This is a genomic window from uncultured Mucilaginibacter sp. (assembly GCF_903913935.1).
GTDB lineage: Bacteria > Bacteroidota > Bacteroidia > Sphingobacteriales > Sphingobacteriaceae > Mucilaginibacter.
The window spans coordinates 1-1,660 of record NZ_CAIWNH010000232.1 but is presented as its reverse complement, the minus strand read 5'-3'; the positions used below and the strand labels follow the sequence as shown (position 1 = coordinate 1,660).

General features: G+C 43.3%; 3 protein-coding genes. 2 read left to right on the top strand and 1 reads right to left on the bottom strand.

All coding sequences use genetic code 11. The features are described 5' to 3' along the window. The coding region (locus QZY09_RS08970; protein ID WP_295671281.1) for a glycosyltransferase at positions 1 to 788 on the top strand (788 nt) is incomplete at its 5' end. Positions 789 to 806: 18 nt separating this feature from the next. Then, positions 807 to 1,490, top strand: a complete 684-nt coding sequence (locus QZY09_RS08965) for a sulfotransferase family protein (protein ID WP_295671278.1) — start codon at positions 807 to 809, stop codon at positions 1,488 to 1,490. On the opposite strand, the gene QZY09_RS08960 is transcribed toward QZY09_RS08965, so the two are convergent. Beyond that, positions 1,465 to 1,660: hypothetical protein (locus tag QZY09_RS08960; RefSeq protein ID WP_295671276.1), on the bottom strand; the 196-nt coding region annotated here is incomplete at its 5' end. The genes QZY09_RS08965 and QZY09_RS08960 overlap by 26 nt on opposite strands.

Below are 1,660 nucleotides of genomic sequence, written 5' to 3'. Positions count from 1 at the left end.
CGTCGCACCGCATTATGGCTAAGTTGGTGTGGCTGGGGCAAAGGCCTTTTTTGAACGAAGCATGGAAGCGTGTTTATGGCCATTCATTACCTTTTAACGACCCAATACATGCTGCGTTTAAAAAAACACCGCCATTAATGTTTTATGCGTATAGCAAGCACATACTTCCAAAACCGGTGGACTGGTCGGAAGTGCAGTGTGTAACCGGTTATTGGTTTTTAAAGGCCAAACAAGAATGGAAGCCATCAGCCGAATTGGAACAGTTTTTAGCCTCGGGTAGCAAGCCTGTATACATTGGTTTTGGAAGTATGAATGACGGACGAAATAAAAGCGGCAGCATAAAAACCCTGATTTTGGAAACGGTAAAACGAACAGGACAAAGGGCAGTGTTATTAAATGCCGGCCTGGGTTTAGTACAAAGCGAATTGCCCGAAAACATTTTTGTTACCGAGCCGGTGCCGTTTGAATATCTGTTCCCCAAAATGGCAGCTGTAGTTCATCACGGCGGGGCGGGTACAACTGCTGCAGCGTTAAGGGCAGGTGTGCCATCGGTTATTACACCTTTAATTTACGATCAACGGTTTTGGAGTTGGTGCGTTGAAAATATTGGGGCAGGTACAACGCCTATAGCATGGAATAAAGTAACCGTTGATAATTTAACCGCCGGTATTAATACTGCGTTGGCTAACGATGATATAAAGAACCGAGCGTTGCAAACAAGCGAAAGAATGAGGGAAGAAAACGGGATTGAAAAAACCATAGAACTATTTAATAGCTATTACTGCTAAATTTTATCTTCACGCTATATGGCATTAAAAGTAATTGGCGCAGGTTGGGGCCGCACAGGAACTGAATCGCTTAAAATGGCTTTAGAGCAGTTGGGGTTTGACCGGTGCTACCATGGTTTTGATTTGATGAACGATGGGCGCAAATTGCAATACTGGAAACAAATGCATGAAGAAGGCAAAACCGATTATGATGCATTGTTTGATGGATACATAGCAGCAGTTGATACACCGGCGGCATATTACTATAAAGAACTGATGCAGCAGTATCCCGAGGCCAAGGTTATCCTTACAGTGCGCGATGCGGGAAAGTGGTTTGATAGTGCTGCTAACACTATTTTTAAAAGGCCGCCCCCGGTTAAGTACGCCATTTTAAAATTTATGGGGCGACTTTCGAAAAAGCTAAGTTACGTGCCGCTGATAGATGAACACCTGCAGGATATTTTTTTTGAGAAAGAGTTTAACGGAAAAATTGATGATAAGCAGGCTATGATGGCATGGTTTAACCAATGGAACGAGCAGGTTAAAAATACGGTACCGGCGCACAGACTGCTGGTTTATAATGTTGCCGAAGGTTGGGGGCCTTTATGTAAATTTTTGGATGTGCCCGTACCGGCTGCGCCTTTTCCGCAAACCAATACAAAAGAGAATTTTCAGAAAAGGGTCGAGCGGGCGATTTTTAGCCCAACCGGTGCCCGGGTGTAAAATACATTAACAGCCGGCCTCTTCCTTCCCCTAAAGAGGAAACCAAAGCCAGCCTTAAACTCCATTTATACCTCTCATTTAAAATTCTCATTTTCACGTCATCAATTATATTTCCATTGCTAAATTTTTGCATTGACACAATCGCGTAATAATTTTCAAAACTGGGTTTT